The sequence below is a fragment of the Shewanella electrodiphila genome (genome assembly GCF_023283985.1).
In the GTDB taxonomy this organism is placed as follows: Bacteria; Pseudomonadota; Gammaproteobacteria; order Enterobacterales; family Shewanellaceae; genus Shewanella; species Shewanella electrodiphila.
In genome coordinates this window covers 60,729-79,150 of the sequence record NZ_JAKIKU010000001.1, presented here as the reverse complement: position 1 = coordinate 79,150, position 18,422 = coordinate 60,729, and the positions used below count along the sequence as shown (strand labels likewise).

Here is an 18,422-nt window from a genome sequence, read left to right as displayed (position 1 = left end):
AAATGCCTCCGATGATTTAGTAAAATATTATGAGTGACGACATCCCACCGAGTACCAACGCCCGTAAAAAAAACTGGATTGACAAAATAGGTCAGTTGTTTCAGGGCGAACCTCAAAATCGCGAAGATCTCGTAGAGGTCATTGCGGGCGCTGAAGAGCGTGATTTAATTACTGAAGATACCCGTGAAATGATGAATGGCGTATTAGAAGTTTCAGGATTACGCGTACGCGATATCATGATCCCTCGCAGCCAAATAGTCACACTACAAATCGATAGCACAGTTGATGAATTACTGAAAACAGTAATAGAATCAGCTCACTCTCGTTTTCCTGTAGTCAACGAAGATAAAGACCATATCGAAGGCATTTTGCTTGCAAAAGATCTGCTTAAGTATGGCTTCAAGCAATCAGACCAACCTTTCTCACTGCATCAAGTCATCAGGCCAGCTGTAGTGGTTCCAGAAAGCAAACGTGTCGATGTGCTACTCAAAGAATTCCGCTCCCAGCGATATCATATGGCCATTGTGGTCGATGAATATGGTGGGGTATCCGGTCTTGTCACAATTGAAGATATCTTGGAAGAAATCGTCGGTGAAATTGAAGATGAATTCGACCATAGTTCAGTAGAAGATACGGAAATCAAAAAAATCAGTAACACCGTGTTTATGATTAAAGCACGTACCCCTATTGATGAATTTAACGAAGCTTGCGGTACTCAATTCAGCGATGAAGAATTTGATACTGTCGGCGGTTTAGTGTCACACGCCTTTGGTCATTTACCAGAGCGCAATGAAAGTGTACTTATCGATAATATCGAGTTTAAAGTCACTAACGCTGATACAAGACGGTTAATTCAACTTAGCGTTAAGTTACCAGATCCTAAACTTCAAGAAGATAACGACGACTAACACTGTGTTTAAAAAAATAAATATCTCGAAGTCATCACTATTAAAGATGGTGACGGCTTTTGCTGCGGGCGCGAGTACCACTCTCGCCTTTGCTCCTTACGCAATATGGGCTTTCTACCCCGCGGCAATGATATTTGTTCTCTATCAAAGCCGACACTTAACCCCTAAAGAAAACTTCTTTCATTGGCTAAGTTTCGGCTTTGGTTGTTTTGCTTTTGGGATCAGCTGGGTCCATGTCAGTATTGATACGTTTGGCGGATTACCGTTATTCGTTTCAATGGGGCTTATGGCATTACTGGCATTTTATTTAGCGCTATACCCTGCATTAGCGGGGTATCTCACCGCAAGACTTAGTCAGTATCCGCACTTTAAACATTGGCATCATGCCTTTCAGTATCTCGGTTTATTCCCTGCACTTTGGGTATTAACTGAATGGATGCGTGGATGGGTGCTTACAGGGTTCCCATGGTTATGGGCTGGCTACAGTCAAACCCAGGGACCGATTTCTGAACTTGGCAGCGTTATTGGCGCACTAGGATTAAGTTATCTCATCGCTCTGTTTTGCGGCAGCATTGTTTTAGTCTTAAAGAAACGTTTTATCAGTGCAGCGGTCATCAGCGCCAGCATTATCATTGCGACAATCGTTACACCATTAATATCTGACATTACCCCTCGCGGCGAAACCGTTAAAGTGGCGTTAGTGCAAGGCAATATCGAACAAAGTATGAAGTGGGAGCCTGATGCGTTATGGCCAACACTGCTTAAATATATGGATTTAAGCCGTCCAAACTTTGATGCCGATATTATCGTATGGCCAGAAGCTGCAGTACCCGCTCCAGAGTCAATGGTGGGTGATTTTTTACATAATACCGATAAAGTGGCGAATATGAATGATAGCGCCATCATTACCGGTATTATCAGCACACAGCAGCAAGAATTTTATAACTCACTTATTGTATTGGGTAACGCCAATCAGTCAGTGCAGCCCCAAGGTGACTATCAAGGCAATGGCACCAATGATTACAAAAAACATCACTTACTCCCTATCGGTGAATTTGTCCCGTTTGAAAGCCTGTTAAGACCATTAGCGCCGTTTTTTAATCTCCCTATGTCATCGTTTGGGCGCGGAACTTATCAACAGCAAAACTTAAATGCCATGGGCTATCAAATAGCCCCTGCTCTTTGCTTCGAAATTGTGTTTCCTGAGCAACTGCGCGCCAATATCGATGAAGATACCGATTTACTGTTAACGGTTTCAAATGATGCTTGGTTTGGCGATACAATTGGTCCATTGCAACACATGGAAATAGCCCAAATGCGCTCAATTGAATTAGGCCGTCCATTAGTTCGAGCAACCAACAATGGTGTAACAGCTGTGGTAGATATTCACGGTCGTATCACCCATCAAATCCCGCAATTTAAACAAGGCGTATTAGTTGCAGATGTTCCGTTATATAACGGTGAAACGTGGTTTAAACGTATTGGCCAAACACCATTATTATTACTCTGTGGTTTGTTGTTTTTGATAGGGTTAACTCAACAAATCATGCTTTGGAAAAAAGGCAGACCTGATTGAGCTTGAAACGATTTAATCAAGGTTTTACCTTAATAGAACTTGTTGTGGTGATTATTATTTTGGCCATCATAGCTATTATTGCCGCCCCCAAATTTATCAATATGTCCACTGAAGCGTATAGGGCCTATTGAGCTTTCAAGGTTGTTTTTGCAGCGAATTGTTGGCCATTTATACAAGGCAGAGACTTTGTGATGTAGTTAGTCTACATAAAACGTCGATAACGCAGTAAAAATGGCCAACAAACGCTGCCTGAAGGGTTCGTCTAAAAACGTTTTACTCTTTGTTGGATAAATCTTTGTGAACAAAAGGTGCTTAGATGACTAGGCATCAATCCATTCGCCTCAATTAAAACGTTTTTAACTCGAACAAAATTCAATCTGCAAAGTTCAACAGACCCTAGTGGCTTATCACAACTTAATGCCAGTGCAAAAACGGCAAATTCGTTAGTCTATGCTCGCTCGCAAATGAGCAGCTTCTCTACCCAAACTGTCAACAATAGAGATGACTTACTTGATATCGACCTTGAAGGTGATGGCAGCTTTAATACACGTCTTAAATGGGGTTATTTGGATAATACCGATATTGAAGAATGGTTGATCTTGGATGACGGCTTTGTCATCGAGTATCAAGGTATTGCCGATACTTTTATCGGCTATGATCTCAATGATGACGGTAAGGTGTTAGATGACAATTGTTATTTTCACTACGTACAAGCCAGTAACGCAACCACTGGGCCGCAATATAATAATGTCACAACTGGTTGCTAGCCGTTTAAACACAGCTAGTAACCATTAAATGTGCAACCTCAAAATTTAAGGCGCTAACGATTCTCGGGTAAACATTTCATTGTCGCATTGCGGGCAATCAGGAATTAAGCTCGGAAACTCAATATTCATTTCATGATTACATTCAGTACAAATCACTTTGCCCTGATTAATCACTTCACCTGACATATAAAAGCCTTTGTGTTTGAAATCTTGAGCAATCTCATGCCACTCAACTTGGCTGCGGTCAGTAATTTCACCTAACCAGTGCCAAAGGGTGTTTTCTAAGGTGATCACCGTTGGGCTATAACTAAGATTATCGGCATTTTCGTCTTTTAGGTAACTTGCAATGTCACGCTTTAAAAATTCTTCTACTAAAGCTAACTCATCTTCACCTGCATCAGATTTGAGTTGCAAATAATCTTTACACTGGGTTATTGATGCAAAAAGGCTCTTTGCTGTCAATGAGTTATCTTCATCATAACGCTGCTTAACTTGCTCAAAAAGCGTGTGATAAAGCGCTAATAACGCTGAACTTCGTCCACTCATAAAAAATACTCCTTCATCTGAACCTTTTTAATGCATCACTTCTAGTTTATTCTATGCAGATCTCACTCGCGCTTTTTAGCGTTAGATCAAACAATGGGCGGCATAGGCCGGAATAGATTGATGCAAGAGCAATATAATCCCTCAGAAATTGAAGCCTTAGTGCAAAAGCACTGGGAAGACAAAAAAACCTTCGAAGTAACAGAAGATGAAAACAAAGAGAAGTTCTACTGTCTCTCTATGTTCCCTTATCCGTCTGGCCGACTTCACATGGGACACGTCCGTAACTACACCATAGGTGATGTTGTTGCTCGTTACCAACGTTTGCAAGGTAAAAATGTTCTACAACCTATTGGTTGGGACTCATTCGGCCTACCTGCTGAAAATGCGGCAATCAATAATAAGACTGCCCCAGCACCGTGGACATACGAAAATATCGACTACATGAAGAACCAACTTAAGCTATTAGGTTTTGGTTACGATTGGAGCCGTGAAATCGCCACATGTACGCCTGAGTACTACCAGTGGGAACAATGGTTCTTCACCCAGCTTTATGAAAAAGGCTTAGTCTACAAAAAGACAGCTTCAGTAAACTGGTGTCCAAATGATGAAACGGTACTGGCTAACGAGCAAGTACAAGACGGCTGTTGCTGGCGCTGTGACACTGAGGTGGTTCAAAAAGAAATTCCTCAGTGGTTCATCAAGATCACCGATTACGCTGAAGAACTATTAAATGACATCGATCAGCTAGACGAATGGCCTGAACAGGTTAAGTCTATGCAACGTAACTGGATTGGCCGCAGTGAAGGTATCGAAATGACCTTTAATGTTGCTAACAGTGATGAGACATTCGATATCTATACCACACGTCCTGACACCGTAATGGGTGTGACGTATGTTGCAATTGCAAGTGGTCACCCACTGGCAGAGCAAGCGGCAAAGAGCAACCCTGAGTTAGCGGCATTCATCGAAGAATGTAAAAACGTTGATACCACTGAAGCTGCTATGGCTGTGATGGAAAAGAAAGGTGTTGCTACCGGTCTTAATGCTGTTCACCCATTAACAGGCAAAGAAGTCCCAATCTGGGTAGGTAACTTTGTATTAATGAACTACGGTACTGGCGCGGTTATGTCTGTACCCGCTCATGATCAACGTGACTTTGAGTTTGCTAAAAAATACGGTCTTTCGATTGAAGCTGTGATTAAGCCAGCAGATAGCGAAGTCGACATCAGTGAAGCTGCATTTACTGACAAAGGTGTACTGTTTAATTCTGCAGAATTTGATGGACTTGAATTCCAAGCTGCATTTGATGCTATTGATGCCAAACTGACTGCTGAAGGCAAAGGTAAGCGTCAAGTTAACTTCCGTCTTCGTGACTGGGGTGTATCTCGTCAGCGTTACTGGGGCGCACCAATTCCAATGGTGACCTTAGAAGACGGCACGGTAATGCCAACGCCAGCTGAACAACTTCCGGTTATCTTACCTGAAGATGTCGTAATGGACGGTATTCAAAGCCCGATTAAAGCCGACAAAGAGTGGGCTAAAACCGAAGTTAACGGTCAACCAGCACTGCGTGAAACAGATACCTTTGATACCTTCATGGAATCTTCTTGGTACTACGCACGTTACTGTAGCCCGCATGCAGATCAAATGCTTGATCCTGCTAAAGCTAACTACTGGTTACCAGTGGATCAATACATCGGTGGTATCGAGCATGCTTGTATGCATCTTCTGTACTTCCGTTTCTTCCACAAATTATTACGTGATATCGGTTTAGTTGACTCTGATGAGCCAGCAAAACGCTTATTGACTCAAGGTATGGTATTAGCAGATGCTTATTACTATAACAACGAGAAAGGCGCACGTGTTTGGGTTTCACCAGCTGATGTAACAGTTCAAGAAACTGATGACAAAGGCCGTGTAGTCAAAGCAATCGACAGCGAAGGTCATGAACTGGTTTACACCGGCATGAGCAAGATGTCGAAGTCTAAGAATAACGGTATCGACCCACAAGAAATGGTTGATAAATACGGTGCAGACACCGTCCGTTTATTCATGATGTTTGCAGCGCCGCCTGAATTAACCCTTGAGTGGCAAGAATCAAGTGTTGAAGGTGCGCACCGTTTCATTAAGCGTTTCTGGAAAACGGCACACGATCATGTTGCCCAAGGCGAAGTGGTCGCATTAGACCCTAAAGCCCTAGACAACAATCAAAAAGCACTACGCCGTGAACTGCATAAGACCATTGCCAAAGTCAGCGATGATATTGAGCGTCGTCAAATGTTCAACACTGCGATTGCTGCGATCATGGAATTAATGAACAAATTGCAAAAAGCACCGTCTGCCAATGAGCAAGACCGTGCCCTAATGCAAGAAGCATTAACCGCGGTGACTCGTTTACTTTACCCAATCATTCCACATACAAGCTTCAGCTTGTGGACTGCTTTAGGTAATACAACAGATATCGAAGACAGCTTGTGGCCAACAGTTGATGAATCAGCATTAGTTGAAGACAGCAAACTTATCATCGTACAAGTTAACGGTAAGCTTCGCGCTAAAATCACTGTTGCTGCTGACGCTTCTAAAGAAGAAGTTGAAGCCCTTGGTTTAGCTGATGAGAATGTGCTGAAGTTTGTTGAAGGCGTCACCGTTCGTAAAGTTATTTACGTCCCGGGTAAGCTGTTAAATATCGTAGCTAAGTAAACGATAATGGTGCGTTTGCTGTTATTTCAAAAGTAACAGCCAAATGCATCACACATTGCTTATACCAACAGAAAGGTTGCTATTGATTAGCAACCTTTCTTATTTCCCTGTAATCTACTATCAGGGTTGCGAAAGCAATAAATTCTATTTAAAAGTTAAGTAAAAGGATGCCGATACTAGTGATGCTAATAAAACGCATTAGCTTGGCAATGATGGCACTGGTTATATTAACCACTGCAGGTTGCGGCTTTAAATTACAACGCAGTTATTCTATTCCAGTCGAGCTTGAAGAATTGCATTTAAGCACCAACGATCAATACAGTGAACTGTCACGTTTAGTCAGCGATCGCCTACGTATTCATACTATTTCAACGGTTCCAGCATCAGATACCACGCCTACCCTTAGACTGGTAAATGATTCTCTTGAGCGTGCAACACTGTCTCTATACCCGACAGGTAACGTCGCTGAATACGAACTTATTTATTTAGTGAATTACTCACTCACACTACCTGAGTCTGAACCACAAATATTCCAAACAGAAATTCGTCGTGACTATCAAGACGATCCACGTACAGCATTAGCAAAAAGTCGTGAAATGGAAATGTTGGTCAAAGAAATGCGTATTCAGGCCGCCGACAATATTATTCAAACCCTGGCCTCCATTGAGGTGAATTAATGCGGGTTTACCCAGATCAAATAAGCCAACATCTTAAAAGCCCTCAAGGCTGTTACTTACTCTTCGGTGATGACCCATGGCTGATTGAAAACTGTAAAGCACAGATTCTAGCTGCGGCTAAAAAACACGGATTTGATGAACGTGTTCACCTAACCCAAGAAACCGGTTTTAGTTGGAATGATTTGATTCAAGAGTGGCAATCCATGAGTTTGTTTGCCAGTCGCCGCATTATCGAACTCACTCTACCTCAGGCAAAGCCTGGCACTGAAGGTTCTGCTGCATTCATTTCGATGATGCAAAATCCAAACCCTGACATCATCTTATTAATTCATGGGCCTAAGCTTTCTGCTGAAACAAAAAGTAAGTGGTTCAAAACTCTTGATGCAGCGGGTATTTACTTACCTTGTACCACGCCAGAAGGTAAGCAGTTTCAACGTTGGTTAGATAACCGTATTAGTCATTACAAGTTACACGTACAGATGGATGCAAAAGCCATGCTGTTTAACTTGTTTGAAGGTAATTTGCTCGCAGCTGAACAAGCATTACAATTACTGCAGTTACTTAGCCCTCATGAGCCGATTCATAGTGATCATTTAACTGATTATTTTGAAGATCAATCTCGCTTTACCGTGTTTCAACTGACAGATGCCTTACTGGGTAATCATCAAAAACATGCTCAGCATATGGTGGTGCAGCTCAATGGCGAAGGCACTGCAATGCCAATTTTGATGTGGGCGCTATTTAAAGAGCTAAATGTATTACTTAATCTTAAGACTGCTGTAGAACAAGGCGCTCAACTAAATAGTTTATGGCAACAACATCGGATTTGGGATAAACGTAAGCCATTATACCAAGCGGCTTTAACCCGCTTAACCCTCAGCCAAATTGAACACATGTTGGCCTTTGCGTCAAAAATGGAAATGAACCTTAAACAACATGGTATTGAAGATTGGACTGCTATGAGCCACTTATGCTTACTGTTTGATCCTAATGCTCATCGGCGTTTAGCGCATATAGAACTGCAAACATGAGCCCCATTTTGAGCAATAGTCATCATCAAGCAGGAATGAAAATTGGGTTATTAGGTGGCACCTTTGACCCAATTCACTTCGGTCATATCAAACCCGCTATAGAAGTTCAGCAGCAACTTGGGCTCGATAAAATTTGGTTAATGCCCAATCATATTCCACCGCACAAACAGACTACCCAAGTCAGTAGCCAACACCGCTTAGCGATGGCGCGACTTGTTTGTCAGCAGTATGACCATTTTGAAGTGTGCGATATTGAAATTAATCGCGATACGCCGTCATATAGCGCAACGACACTGGAACTGCTAACACAACAATATCCTCAGCATCAGTTTTATTTCATCATGGGCACTGACTCGTTCATCAACCTACCGTCTTGGTACCAGTGGCAATCCATTTTTAATTTATGTCACTTAGTTGTCTGTCAGCGTCCAGGTTGGCAATTAGACAAAAACAGCCCGATGGCGGATTTGTTAATTCAAAATGCAAAAGTGCCCGCATTAGCTAAAACGGGAAAAATATTCCCTGTCGATGTTAGCTTGCAGGATATTTCCTCAACAGAAATTCGTCGTTTCCTCAAAAATGTCCCCTTTGAACAACAAAAAACAACGCACAACACGAAAGTATTTGTTAACACAGAGATCGCTAATATGCTGCCCTTTGTGATCCAACAATACATTTGTGAGCATCATCTGTACCAAAATAAGTAAAAGCGATTTTAGATGCTTAATTGAACACGGCTTCAATTGCGCTAGCTAGGGTATTTTGCGTATAATGCTCCGTTATTTTTACATATTGAGGTAAGTGACGTGCAGAGCACGGAATTAAAAGATTTTGTTGTCGATAAGATCGACGACCTGAAAGCCAAAGACGTTGTGGTACTAGACGTGGCAAACCAATCACACATTACTGATTACATGGTAATTTGTTCTGGTACATCAAAAACTCATGTTCGCGCTATTGCAGAAAACATGATTGTTGAAGCTAAAACTGCTGGTAACCAACCATTAGGTGTTGAAGGCCGTGATAGCAGTGAATGGGTACTCGTTGATTTAGGTGGCGTAATTTTACACGTGATGCAGCAGCAAACACGCGAATTTTATGACCTAGAAAAGCTATGGACTGAAAACGACGCCTAATGAAGTTACAACTGATTGCTGTTGGCACTAAGATGCCAGATTGGGTCACCCGCGGGTTTGAAGAGTATCAACGTCGTTTCCCTCGAGATATGGCGTTAGAACTCATCGAGATCCCAGCTGGGAAGCGCGGTAAAAATGCTGATATAGCACGCATTCTTCAAAAAGAAGGCGAACTTATGCTAGCAGCTGTGCCCAAAGGCAATCACATTGTAAGCCTAGATTTGCCAGGCAAGAACTGGGAGACACCCCAACTTGCTCAGCAACTCAGTAAATGGCAACTTGATGGCCGCGATGTCAGTTTATTGATTGGCGGTCCTGAAGGTCTTGCTCCAGATTGCAAAGCTGCCGCTAGTCAAAGTTGGTGTTTATCAGCCCTCACGCTACCCCATCCATTAGTTCGCGTTTTGGTTGCTGAAAGCCTTTACCGAGCATGGAGCATAAATAACAACCATCCCTACCACAGAGAATAAGCCTAATCGGTAAACCTCTGGTAAAAGTGAAGTTAATTCAGCTAATATAGCTAAGCTGAATTTGTCAGCCTGAACCTATCGGAGAAAGCTTAAGTGTCGCCAAAAAAGCGCATTGCCATGCACGACCACGCTGCCGAGGCGTCGCTATTCAAACGTCGTGCTTTGTTTACTTTCCTGTGCGTGTTTATCCTAATCAGTATATTGCTTTCCAACTTGTATCAGTTGCAAGTTGTCTCATTTCAAGATTATGAAACTCGCTCAAACGATAACCGTATCCGTGTTGTACCTGTAGCACCAAGTCGTGGACTTATCTATGACCGACACGGTCAGTTACTCGCTGAAAACCAACCATTTTATACTCTTGAAGTTATTCCTGAAAAAACCGAAGACATAAGCGCATCACTAGATAAACTTAACGAGTATATTGAATTAAGTGCAGATGAGCGTGAAACTATCACTGAAAGGCTTCGATATCATCGTCGCTTCAAACCATTGACGATTAAATCTCGCCTGACTGAAGAGCAAGTTGCTACCTTCAGTGTTAATCAACATCAGTTCCCAGGTTTTAGAGTCGAAGCAGGTCTTAAACGCCATTATCCCTATGAAGGTCTCATGACCCATGTACTGGGTTATGTGGGTAAAATTAATGCCCGAGATAGAACCTCACTTGAAAAATCAGGCCAATGGAAAAATTATGCTGCAACCAATGACATTGGTAAGCAAGGCATTGAAAAATACTATGAAAGTCTCTTGCTTGGAAAACCAGGGCATTTAGAAGAAGAAGTAAACAACCGTGGCCGTGTTATTCGCACTTTAAAAGCCACGCCGCCAACACCTGGGCAAGATATCTACTTAACTTTAGATTTAAAACTGCAACAAAAAGCCATGGAATTGCTCGATGGACGTCGTGGTTCAGTGGTGGCAATCGATCCCCAAGATGGTGGCGTACTTGCCATGGTATCAAGCCCTACCTATGACCCTAACTTATTTGTCCATGGCATTAGCACTAAAGCCTACAGTGCTCTACTAAATGACACATCTAGACCGCTAATTAACCGAGCAACACAAGGACAATATTCGCCGGCATCGACTATTAAGCCTCATGTTGCCTTATTAGGCCTCGAAGAAAAAACCATTACAGAGAAAACCCGCATTTGGGATCCAGGCTTTTGGCAAATTCCTAACGTTGAACGAAAGTATCGTGACTGGAAACGTTGGGGCCATGGCTGGGTTGATGTTTATAGCTCTATCATGGACTCTTGCGATACGTTTTTTTACGATCTCGCTTACAAAGTCGGTGTTGATAAAATGGCAGCCTTTATGTCCAAATTTGGCTTTGGTGAGCCAAGTGGTATCGACATTTATGAAGAAGCCAATGGCATCATGCCGTCCAAAGATTGGAAACGCATGCGCTATAACCAGCCTTGGTATATTGGTGACACCATTTCAGTGGGTATTGGTCAAGGTTATTGGACCACAACGCCACTACAACTAACCAATGCAGCCACTATTTTGGCTAATCGTGGTACACGCTTCACACCGCATTTGCTGAAATCATTCAAAGATGAAACCTCTAAGATAGACACCCCAATTGATGAACGAGAACCCATCAGCCTAAATGATGATAATAATTGGGAAATTATTAACGAGGCGATGCGCCGCACAGCGCACAAATCGCGCTTTACTGACGCCACATACACTGCCGCAATGAAAACCGGTACAGCTCAGGTATTCAGTGTTGCACAAGATGAAAAATATGATTCAGACACGATTGCAGAGCATCTTAGAGACAATGCATTAATCATTGCTTATGCCCCTTATGAAAACCCTAAAATAGTCCTCGCTGTAGTGCTAGAAAATGCCGGTTGGGGCGGCGTTAACGCAGGCCCTGTTGCCCGCGCCTTATTGGACGAATATATGTTACGTGACGAATGGAAGGTGGCAGAATGAATGCCTCACACCACCCCCATAAAAAGAATATTTGGCAAAAATTACACATAGACTTACCTTTGCTTCTCGGCTTATTAGCCTTAATGGTGTTTGGGCTATTCGTAATCTATTCCGCCAGTGGTGAAGACGCTGCCATGATGGAAAGACAGCTAGTACGACTCAGTTTGTCTTTGTTTGTCATGTTTGTTTTTGCGCAAATCAACCCAGAAATATTGCGGCGTTGGGCACTGCCTATTTACATAGCAGGCATCATATTACTGCTTGGAGTACACTTTTTTGGCACCATTAACAAAGGGGCACAGCGCTGGCTAAACTTAGGTTTTATGGAGTTCCAGCCATCAGAGCTGATTAAGCTTGCCTTCCCTATTACCATGGCGTGGTATATCAGTAAATTTCCACTGCCGCCTAAAAAACGTCATTTAGCCGGTGGATTAGTGATTCTATTAATCCCAACCTTATTGATCGCCAAACAACCTGATTTAGGTACCTCAATCTTGGTTGCTGCATCAGGTGTTTTTGTATTGTTTTTATCAGGCATGAGCTGGGTTATTGTCGGTTCCTGTGTCGCCGCGGTTTTGGCATTACTGCCGATATTGTGGTTTTTCTTAATGCATGATTATCAGCGCACACGGGTCATGACTTTATTTGATCCTGAGCGAGACCCCCTAGGCGCGGGTTACCATATTATCCAATCAAAAATTGCTATTGGCTCTGGTGGTTTATGGGGTAAAGGTTGGCTACAAGGTTCGCAATCTCAGTTAGAGTTTTTACCTGAAAGGCACACCGACTTTATTTTTGCAGTGGTTGGTGAAGAGTTTGGCTTAATTGGTAGCTTAATCTTACTTGCACTTTACATGTATATTATTGGCCGTGGGTTAGTGATTGCATCTCGTGCACAAACCAGTTTTGCAAGGTTACTTGCAGGCAGTATTACCTTAACCTTCTTCGTTTATATTTTTGTGAATATAGGCATGGTATCGGGCATTTTACCTGTTGTTGGTGTACCGTTACCTTTAGTCAGTTATGGTGGTACATCAATGATGACCTTGATGATTGGTTTTGGCATATTAATGAGTATTCATACTCATCGACGTTTCATAGACCGTTAAGCTTTACGCTGTATATTCGGCTTTAGGCAGGTTACAAATAATGCCAATATGATAAAACAAACATGACAAAAGGATTGTTAATGCATTTAAAAACGACATTCGCTGCTGGTTTAGCCTTACTACTGAGTTGCTCAAGTCTCCAAGCAACTGAGATAAACACCGCGGACAGTTCAGAAGTGACGGCGCTCAAGCAGGCCTTTATCAGTGACCAAGTAAATAAAGGGTTCTCAGAGCAAGAAGTCAAAGATTTCCTCGCAACAGCAAATCATAATCAAGCGGTGTTAGATGCAATATCTAAACCTTGGGAAGCTAAGCCTTGGCATCAATACTATCCCATTTTTCTGACTGACAAACGCTTAGAAAAAGGCTTGAAATTTTGGCATGACAATGCTGAAACCATCAACAATGCTGCAGACAAATTCCAAGTGGACCCGCAAATCATAGTGGCTATTATTGGTATCGAAACTTTTTATGGCGGCTATATGGGCAACTATAAAGTCCAAGATGCGTTATACACCTTAGGGTTTTATTACCCACCTAGAGCGACTTTTTTCCGCAGTGAATTTGGCAACTTAATGTCATTGGTTAAAGAAGAACAATTAGATAATGACAACCTAAAAGGTTCTTACGCTGGTGCTATGGGTTACGGCCAATTCATTCCATCAAGCTATCGCCATTACGCAGTTGATTTCAGTGGCGATGGTCGTCGTGACTTGCTGAATAATAAACAAGATGCCATTGGCAGTGTCGCTAACTACTTCCACCAACATGGTTGGCAGCGCGGCGCACCTGTTACGCTAGAGCTTAACCACACTGTAGATACAGCACCAAAAGCCAAAGTGTGGGTGAAAGGAAAACCAACTCAAACCGTTGCCGACATTTTAACGCCAACCTTGAGCCTTGCAAAAGCGAAAGACATCGATGCATCTCAACGTGCTTTACTCGTGAAATTGGATCAACCAGAAGCGACAGAATACTGGTTAGGCTTAAATAATTTTTACGTGATCACCCGTTATAACCGCAGCCCGTTATATGCTATGGCGGTTTATCAGTTTAGCCAACAGTTAGAAGCCGCTTACCATGCTAATTAATCTGATTAACTCATCAATGCAAAAAAGAACGATTTTGAGCATCAGCACATTAAGCTTACTGGGGCTACTGAGTGCTTGTTCAAGTTCATCTTCTACTAGTCAAGATGACCGTTATCAAATGAAAAACGATCGCGCGCCGCAAAGTGCTCCAGATGTGAGTAAAGTTGAAGATGCGCATCCTAAATACGAACCTTATAGCCGCCAAGGTAATAAACGCACCTATACTGTCCGTGGTAAATCCTACACTGTGATGCCGAGTGCCAAAGACTTTAGTCAAAGTGGTTATGCTTCTTGGTACGGCTCTAAGTTTCACGGTCATTTAACTTCCAATGGCGAAACCTACGACATGTATTCAATGTCTGCGGCGCACAAAACTTTACCCTTGCCTAGCTATGTTAAAGTCACTAACGAAGCGAACAATAAGCAAGTGATTGTACGTGTGAATGATCGCGGCCCGTTTCATGAAGGTCGCATCATAGATTTATCCTATGCCGCCGCTTATAAACTCGACATGCTTGGAAGTGGCACCGCTAAGGTGAATATTGAAACCATCCACATTGAATCACCCGAGTCGATGGCATTGGATGAACTCAAAGATGACAGTGTGCATATCATCCAAGTGGTAGCCTCTAAAGATCAAGTAAGGATCAATGTGCTCGCCAAAGAGCTTGAAGCAAAATATAAAGTGCCAGCTTCTGTTGAGTCTGCTAATGGTTTTTATCGCTTGTTACTTGGCCCCATTGGTCAAAGTTACCTTGCGAATAAATTATTGCTGCAAATCAAACAAGATGGCTACCCACAAAGTTATTTAAGAGCGCCAACAAAAAAGTAGTCGTGCTTAATTCCACTGTGTAATCAAATTTAAAGATTGTAAATACGACATCCGACTTCAGTTAATAACCTGTGTTAAGGAACCTTAATGCCAAATTGAGGTCGACTAATGGTATAATCTTTTTAATTATGTCGTATCACTATGTAAATCAGCTAAAGTAGTTAGCTACTTTTTATTTAACCAGCTGTAATATAGATAATAATTGATAAACGACCTTACTTCTTTCACGACTGACCAGAGATGTGCAAACTCAATGAAGAATATTGTTAACACTCCGCTTAAATCTTTGCTGCTGCTTTCCGCTGTATCTTTATCTTCTCACGCAGCCAATGCACCCATGGTTATGCCAAATGCACCAACAGTTGCCGCTAAAGCTTACGTTTTAATGGACTACAACTCAGGCCGTGTTATCGCTGAAAGCAATGCCTACGAATCGCTAAACCCTGCCAGCTTAACTAAAATGATGACCAGCTATGTGATTGGTCACGAAGTTAAGGTAGGTAATATTTCACTAGAAGATGAAGTGACCATCAGTAAAAAAGCTTGGTCTAAAAACTTCCCAGACTCTTCTAAAATGTTTATCGAAGTTGGCAAGAAAGTCACTGTAGAAGACCTTAACCGTGGCATCATCATTCAATCAGGTAACGATGCTTGTGTTGCAATGGCTGAGCATATTGCTGGTACAGAAGATGGCTTTGTTGATTTAATGAATTCATGGTCAAAGCAGCTTGGCATGACCCAAAGTTACTTTGAAAACTCTCATGGTTTAGATTCAGACAATCACAAAACCACGGCTTATGACATGGCTTTGTTAGGCGCAGCCTTAATCCGCGACGTTCCTGATGAATACCGTGTATATTCAGAAAAATCGTTTACGTTTAACGGTATCAAACAATATAACCGTAACGGTTTATTGTGGGATAACAGCCTTAACGTTGACGGCATTAAAACCGGTCATACTTCAGGCGCTGGTTATAACTTAGTTTCTTCAGCAACCAATGATGGTATGCGCTTAATCACCGTAGTGATGGGCACAAACAGTGAATCAGCGCGTAAAGCTGAAAGTAAAAAACTGCTTAACTATGGTTTCCGTTTCTTTGAATCAATCACGCCGTATAAAGCGGGTGATACTTTTGTCACCCAGAAAATCTGGTACGGCGATCGTGAAAACGTTGATTTAGGTGTCGTAACTGATACGCCTATTACCATTAACCGTGGTCAAGCGAAAAACCTAGAAGCAAACTTCGAGCTAACTAAACCCCTAACAGCGCCATTAGCTAAAGGCGAAACTGTAGGCCGTATCTTCTTCCAACTTAATGGTAAAGATATTGCTGAGTTCCCACTTGTTACACTTAATGAAGTTAACGAAGGTAGCTGGTTTAGCAAACTGATGGATTACTTCAAGCAAATGTTTGAAGGCTGGTTTAGTTAATCAGTACCAGTAGAGAATCTAATAATTAAAGCTACCTTCGGGTGGCTTTAATTTTTTATGCTTAGGATAAATGCATAGACTCTGTGTTATAAGCCTTGTATTACAGTATAATTACCCCATATAGAACAGATAGCACATATTACAACTGCAGAGAGCAAACACATGTTAGAAACAAACTTTGGCGAACTAATGGAATTTCCGAATTCTTGCCCATTCAAAGTGATTGGTACTGCCGATGATACCCTAGCGGATCGCATTGTTGCAGTAGCGCAACAGCTTGCTCCAGGTGACTATGCACCGACTGTGAAAGCATCAAGCAAAGGCACTTACTATGCGATTTCAATCCGCATTACTGTGACCAGCAAAGAGCATATCGAGCAGGTTTATACCGACCTTGCGGCAATCGAAGGCGTGAATCGCGTACTTTAACCATGAGCAAAATGTGATCAAGCTAACACTTTGATGTCATTTTGCTGCTAGGTGCGTATAATAAGCCAACTTTTTTGAGGGGAGAGGTTGCCCTTGCAAACTCAAGCGTTACACATCAGACATCTTGGTCGCCAAGATTACGAATCCGTATGGCATGCAATGCAGGCTTATACCGATAATCGTGACAGCGAAAGCAACGATGAATTATGGATTGTTGAACACTCGCCCGTATTCACCCAAGGCCAAGCAGGCAAAAGCGAGCACATCCTTAATCCAGGTGATATCCCAGTGATCCAAGTTGACCGTGGTGGCCAAGTGACCTATCACGGGCCGGGCCAGTTAGTTGTCTATCCACTTATCGACATAAAACGCGGTAAACTCGGCGTCAGACAGTTAGTTAATAACATTGAACAAAGTATTGTTGATATGCTGGCAATGTATGACGTTAACGCATATGCCAAAGCTGACGCTCCCGGTGTCTATGTCGATGAACGTAAAGTTGCCTCACTAGGGCTTCGCATTCGTAAAGGCTGCTCATTTCATGGTCTAGCACTTAACGTCGATATGGACTTAGCACCGTTCCAACGCATTAACCCTTGCGGTTACGCGGGTCTTGAAATGGTGCAATGCAAAGCATTAGGCGGCCCTCAAACCGTTAACGATGCTGGCGACAAACTGATTCAAACATTAAGCAAAGTATTGGGCTACCAAGAACTTGTACATCATCAAGGATTAGCAGAATAATATGAATAGGCCTGAAAGATTACAACCTGGTGTAAAACTGCGTGATGCCGAAAAAGTCGCACGTATTCCAGTAAAAGTGGTTCCTTCTGAAAAGGAAACCATGTTACGCAAACCAAACTGGTTACGCGTAAAGCTACCTGCATCAAACCAGCGTATTACTGAGATTAAATCAGCATTACGTAAAAATGGTTTGCACTCAGTTTGTGAAGAAGCATCGTGCCCTAACCTCGCTGAATGCTTTAACCACGGTACAGCCACCTTTATGATCTTAGGTGCTATCTGTACTCGTCGTTGCCCTTTCTGTGATGTTGCCCATGGTCGTCCGCTTAAACCAGACGCAGCCGAACCTAAAAAGTTAGCTCAAACCATAAAAGACATGAAGCTTAAGTATGTGGTTATTACCTCAGTGGATCGTGATGATTTACGTGATGGCGGCGCACAACATTTTGCAGATTGCATCCGTGAAATCCGCGTACTTAACCCTGAAATTAAAATCGAGATTTTAGTCCCTGATTTCCGTGGTCGTATTGATGCAGCGCTCGATATTATTGCTACTGAGCCACCTGATGTTTTCAACCATAACCTTGAAACTGCGCCTAAGCATTACCGTAAAGCGCGTCCAGGGGCGAACTATCAATGGTCATTAGATTTACTGAAACGCTTTAAAGAGCGTCACCCTGATGTGCCAACAAAATCTGGCTTAATGATGGGTTTAGGTGAAACTAACGAAGAAATCGCAGATGTGTTACGTGACTTACGTAAACACGATGTTGAAATGCTCACTCTAGGTCAGTATCTACAGCCGTCTAAGTTCCATTTACCGGTTGAACGTTACGTGCCGCCAGCTGAGTTCGATGCATTAAAAGACTTGGCTGATGAACTTGGCTTTACCCATGCAGCTTGCGGACCGTTAGTTCGCTCAAGCTACCATGCAGATTTACAAGCTCAAGGTAAAGAAGTGAAATAAGCTTTCTTCCTCGTAAAAAAAACGGCGCTTTATGCGCCGTTTTTATTTGCCTAAATA

General features: G+C 42.4%; 18 protein-coding genes and 1 pseudogene. 18 read left to right on the top strand and 1 reads right to left on the bottom strand.

What is annotated here, in order from left to right; translation table 11 throughout:
* The first annotated feature begins 29 nt into the window (after positions 1-29).
* The 4 genes and pseudogenes from corC (at position 30) to L2737_RS00335 (ending at position 3,251) form a co-directional block, all read left to right on the top strand.
* Positions 30-908, top strand: coding sequence for a CNNM family magnesium/cobalt transport protein CorC (gene corC, locus L2737_RS00350; protein WP_102528082.1), 879 nt, complete (start codon positions 30-32; stop codon positions 906-908).
* A 46-nt stretch (positions 909-954) separates the two neighbouring features.
* A complete protein-coding gene (gene lnt / locus L2737_RS00345) occupies positions 955-2,484 on the top strand; it encodes an apolipoprotein N-acyltransferase (protein ID WP_248954808.1) in 1,530 nt (509 codons plus the stop codon).
* 2 nt (positions 2,485-2,486) lie between these two features.
* A pseudogene (locus tag L2737_RS00340) lies at positions 2,487-2,603 on the top strand (prepilin-type N-terminal cleavage/methylation domain-containing protein); the annotation flags it as partial.
* Between the two features lie 345 nt (positions 2,604-2,948).
* Positions 2,949-3,251, top strand: coding sequence for a methylation site containing protein (locus L2737_RS00335; RefSeq protein WP_248954399.1), 303 nt, complete (start codon positions 2,949-2,951; stop codon positions 3,249-3,251).
* Positions 3,252-3,296: 45 nt separating this feature from the next.
* Here the strand turns inward: L2737_RS00335 and L2737_RS00330 are convergent, their stop codons facing one another.
* The gene (locus L2737_RS00330) at positions 3,297-3,797 is read right to left on the bottom strand and encodes a zinc ribbon-containing protein (RefSeq protein ID WP_102528085.1); all 501 of its coding nucleotides are present in this window, start codon (positions 3,795-3,797) and stop codon (positions 3,297-3,299) included.
* Between the two features lie 120 nt (positions 3,798-3,917).
* On the opposite strand from L2737_RS00330, the gene leuS reads away from it, so the two are divergent.
* The 14 genes from leuS to lipA all read left to right on the top strand — a co-directional run bounded on the left by leuS (position 3,918) and on the right by lipA (position 18,365).
* Complete coding sequence (leuS, locus tag L2737_RS00325; RefSeq protein ID WP_102528086.1) at positions 3,918-6,497, top strand: leucine--tRNA ligase; 2,580 nt, start codon at positions 3,918-3,920, stop codon at positions 6,495-6,497.
* Positions 6,498-6,679: 182 nt separating this feature from the next.
* Entirely contained in the window at positions 6,680-7,174 is a 495-nt protein-coding gene (locus L2737_RS00320) for an LPS-assembly lipoprotein LptE (RefSeq protein WP_248954807.1), read from the top strand.
* Positions 7,174-8,205: a DNA polymerase III subunit delta gene (gene holA / locus L2737_RS00315; protein WP_229370636.1), complete on the top strand. Its 1,032-nt coding sequence runs from the start codon at positions 7,174-7,176 to the stop codon at positions 8,203-8,205. Before L2737_RS00320 ends, holA begins: the two co-directional genes overlap by 1 nt.
* Before the next feature lie 35 nt (positions 8,206-8,240).
* Positions 8,241-8,912, top strand: a complete 672-nt coding sequence (nadD, locus tag L2737_RS00310) for a nicotinate-nucleotide adenylyltransferase (RefSeq protein ID WP_102528139.1) — start codon at positions 8,241-8,243, stop codon at positions 8,910-8,912.
* A 99-nt stretch (positions 8,913-9,011) separates the two neighbouring features.
* A complete protein-coding gene (rsfS, locus tag L2737_RS00305) occupies positions 9,012-9,341 on the top strand; it encodes a ribosome silencing factor (RefSeq protein ID WP_102528089.1) in 330 nt (109 codons plus the stop codon).
* Positions 9,341-9,811, top strand: coding sequence for a 23S rRNA (pseudouridine(1915)-N(3))-methyltransferase RlmH (gene rlmH, locus L2737_RS00300; protein WP_055025767.1), 471 nt, complete (start codon positions 9,341-9,343; stop codon positions 9,809-9,811). The genes rsfS and rlmH overlap by 1 nt, the downstream gene beginning before the upstream one ends.
* A 93-nt stretch (positions 9,812-9,904) precedes the next feature.
* Positions 9,905-11,761, top strand: a complete 1,857-nt coding sequence (gene mrdA / locus L2737_RS00295; protein WP_248954398.1) for a penicillin-binding protein 2 — start codon at positions 9,905-9,907, stop codon at positions 11,759-11,761.
* Positions 11,758-12,870 (top strand): rod shape-determining protein RodA, encoded by a 1,113-nt coding sequence (gene rodA, locus L2737_RS00290; RefSeq protein ID WP_102528091.1) that lies wholly within the window; start codon positions 11,758-11,760, stop codon positions 12,868-12,870. Before mrdA ends, rodA begins: the two co-directional genes overlap by 4 nt.
* 80 nt (positions 12,871-12,950) lie before the next feature.
* Positions 12,951-13,961, top strand: coding sequence for a lytic murein transglycosylase B (gene mltB, locus L2737_RS00285; protein ID WP_248954397.1), 1,011 nt, complete (start codon positions 12,951-12,953; stop codon positions 13,959-13,961).
* Positions 13,951-14,793: a septal ring lytic transglycosylase RlpA family protein gene (locus tag L2737_RS00280; protein WP_428848361.1), complete on the top strand. Its 843-nt coding sequence runs from the start codon at positions 13,951-13,953 to the stop codon at positions 14,791-14,793. The genes mltB and L2737_RS00280 overlap by 11 nt, the downstream gene beginning before the upstream one ends.
* Positions 14,794-15,046: 253 nt before the next feature.
* A complete protein-coding gene (locus tag L2737_RS00275; protein WP_102528093.1) occupies positions 15,047-16,225 on the top strand; it encodes a serine hydrolase in 1,179 nt (392 codons plus the stop codon).
* Between the two features lie 162 nt (positions 16,226-16,387).
* On the top strand, positions 16,388-16,654 hold the full coding sequence (gene ybeD / locus L2737_RS00270; protein ID WP_102528094.1) for a DUF493 family protein YbeD: 267 nt from the start codon (positions 16,388-16,390) through the stop codon (positions 16,652-16,654).
* 93 nt (positions 16,655-16,747) lie between these two features.
* Positions 16,748-17,398 carry a lipoyl(octanoyl) transferase LipB gene (gene lipB, locus L2737_RS00265; protein WP_102528141.1) on the top strand — a complete coding sequence of 217 codons (651 nt, stop codon included), beginning with the start codon at positions 16,748-16,750 and terminating at the stop codon, positions 17,396-17,398.
* Position 17,399: 1 nt separating this feature from the next.
* Complete coding sequence (gene lipA / locus L2737_RS00260) at positions 17,400-18,365, top strand: lipoyl synthase (protein ID WP_248954396.1); 966 nt, start codon at positions 17,400-17,402, stop codon at positions 18,363-18,365.
* Positions 18,366-18,422: the final 57 nt, after the last annotated feature.

Bases quoted from the DNA above. Each gene is read 5' to 3' on its own strand.
- corC (WP_102528082.1), top strand. From the start codon at position 30: ATGAGTGACGACATCCCACCGAGTACCAACGCCCGTAAAAAAAACTGG.
- lnt (WP_248954808.1), top strand. From the start codon at position 955: ATGGTGACGGCTTTTGCTGCGGGCGCGAGTACCACTCTCGCCTTTGCT.
- L2737_RS00335 (WP_248954399.1), top strand. From the start codon at position 2,949: ATGAGCAGCTTCTCTACCCAAACTGTCAACAATAGAGATGACTTACTT.
- L2737_RS00330 (WP_102528085.1), bottom strand. From the start codon at position 3,797: ATGAGTGGACGAAGTTCAGCGTTATTAGCGCTTTATCACACGCTTTTT.
- leuS (WP_102528086.1), top strand. From the start codon at position 3,918: ATGCAAGAGCAATATAATCCCTCAGAAATTGAAGCCTTAGTGCAAAAG.
- L2737_RS00320 (WP_248954807.1), top strand. From the start codon at position 6,680: ATGCTAATAAAACGCATTAGCTTGGCAATGATGGCACTGGTTATATTA.
- holA (WP_229370636.1), top strand. From the start codon at position 7,174: ATGCGGGTTTACCCAGATCAAATAAGCCAACATCTTAAAAGCCCTCAA.
- nadD (WP_102528139.1), top strand. From the start codon at position 8,241: ATGAAAATTGGGTTATTAGGTGGCACCTTTGACCCAATTCACTTCGGT.
- rlmH (WP_055025767.1), top strand. From the start codon at position 9,341: ATGAAGTTACAACTGATTGCTGTTGGCACTAAGATGCCAGATTGGGTC.
- rodA (WP_102528091.1), top strand. From the start codon at position 11,758: ATGAATGCCTCACACCACCCCCATAAAAAGAATATTTGGCAAAAATTA.
- mltB (WP_248954397.1), top strand. From the start codon at position 12,951: ATGCATTTAAAAACGACATTCGCTGCTGGTTTAGCCTTACTACTGAGT.
- L2737_RS00280 (WP_428848361.1), top strand. From the start codon at position 13,951: ATGCTAATTAATCTGATTAACTCATCAATGCAAAAAAGAACGATTTTG.
- L2737_RS00275 (WP_102528093.1), top strand. From the start codon at position 15,047: ATGAAGAATATTGTTAACACTCCGCTTAAATCTTTGCTGCTGCTTTCC.
- ybeD (WP_102528094.1), top strand. From the start codon at position 16,388: ATGTTAGAAACAAACTTTGGCGAACTAATGGAATTTCCGAATTCTTGC.
- lipA (WP_248954396.1), top strand. From the start codon at position 17,400: ATGAATAGGCCTGAAAGATTACAACCTGGTGTAAAACTGCGTGATGCC.